This window comes from Catenulispora sp. GAS73, assembly GCF_041262085.1.
GTDB lineage: Bacteria > Actinomycetota > Actinomycetes > Streptomycetales > Catenulisporaceae > Catenulispora.
The window spans coordinates 1-1286 of the sequence record NZ_JBGCCM010000100.1; the positions used below are offsets into that span (position 1 = coordinate 1).

2 protein-coding genes are annotated in these 1286 nt (G+C 68.3%); both read right to left on the minus strand.

Annotated elements, in window-relative coordinates:
* On the minus strand, positions 1-948 hold a 948-nt coding region (locus ABH935_RS50855; RefSeq protein ID WP_370385240.1), incomplete at its 3' end, for a methylenetetrahydrofolate reductase.
* Positions 949-1053: 105 nt separating this feature from the next.
* Positions 1054-1248, minus strand: coding sequence for a ferredoxin (locus ABH935_RS50860; protein ID WP_370385241.1), 195 nt, complete (start codon positions 1246-1248; stop codon positions 1054-1056).
* Positions 1249-1286 lie beyond the last annotated feature (38 nt).

The window sequence follows — 1286 nt, forward strand, 5'->3', positions numbered from 1 at the left end:
ACGCACCTCGCCCGGTCGCCCTCGTCCGAGCATTCCGCTCAGCTCGCCGGCGAGGGCGACCGAGGCCTCGATCTCGACCTTGCGGATGGACACGCTCTCCACCAGGAAGCCGAACGGCGTGCCGAGCTTGCGGCAGAAGGCGATCAAGTCCCGCGCGTTCGCCAAGCACTGCTGGTACGACTCGGCCAGCGTGTCGTCCGCGTGGCTCAGGGAGTTCTCCAGCCAGCGGGGGACGTCGACGCCGAGCCACTTGAGGAACGCCAGGGTCTTCAGCGAGCCGCACACCGAGAGCGTGAACAGGACGGGCTTGGGCTCCAGCTGCCGCTCGCGGCAGGCGTAGTAGTAGTCGGAGACCATGCTCTTCGCCGCGTCGGCGTTGTAGACGACCTGCGAGATGAAGTACGCGCATCCCGCCTTCTGCTTGGCGATCAGCCGCAGATGCTCCTCAGCGCGTTCGGTGATGGCGACACCGCCGAGCAGCAGGTCCGGACGGACGTCCCGGCGCAGGGCCTGCGCCTCGGGCAGCCGGATCCGCACCGTCTTCTCCTTCGAGGACGCGCCGACGAAGACGGAGAGCACGCGGTCCGTGTCGGCCGTCTGCAGCCAGGTCCGAAGCTCCGGCTCCGTGTACTTGCCGACGCACCGGTAGATGACCGCCGCGCGCTTCCACTCGCCGAGGTATTCCGCGTGGTACACGGCAGGATCGAGGGTCGGCAGGTAGGGGAACGGCCGCTCCGCCGGATTGCGGTCGCTCTCGTCCTCGATGTCGTACAGGGCTAGACCGTCGACCTGGAGGGCGTCCAACCGCGCCAAGGTGGCCGCGGTGATCTCCCGGATCCGCTCAGGGTCGGTGCTCAAGCGGGGCGGGGTGATGCCGAACAGGACGACACCGCTCTCGGCGTCGGTCACCAGCCTCCGGAGATCTGCGCTGCCGCTGTGGTCCACCATGTCGGGAAGCTAGCAGCCCGTCTACCAGGCGGCAGGCCGGCATCACTCTGTGAGACGGCGAATCACCCGGACGCGACTCACGCGCCCGGGTGGTTCGCGGTTCGTTCAGTTTTCCTGGACCTGGATGGCCTGAACCGGGCAGGTCCAGATCGCCGTCTGGATCGATTCGCGATGTTCCCCGGCTGGTTCGGGGTCCAGCAGTAGCACGATGCCGTCGTCGTCCTGGTCGAACACGGCCGGCGCCGCCAGTCCGCACTGCCCGGAGCCGGCGCAGCGGTCGCGGTCCACACTGATCTTCATGGGATCGGCTCGCTCTCCTCGGTCGGGTCTGCCGCCTG

Bases quoted from the DNA above. Each gene is read 5' to 3' on its own strand.
- ABH935_RS50860 (WP_370385241.1), bottom strand. From the start codon at position 1,248: ATGAAGATCAGTGTGGACCGCGACCGCTGCGCCGGCTCCGGGCAGTGC.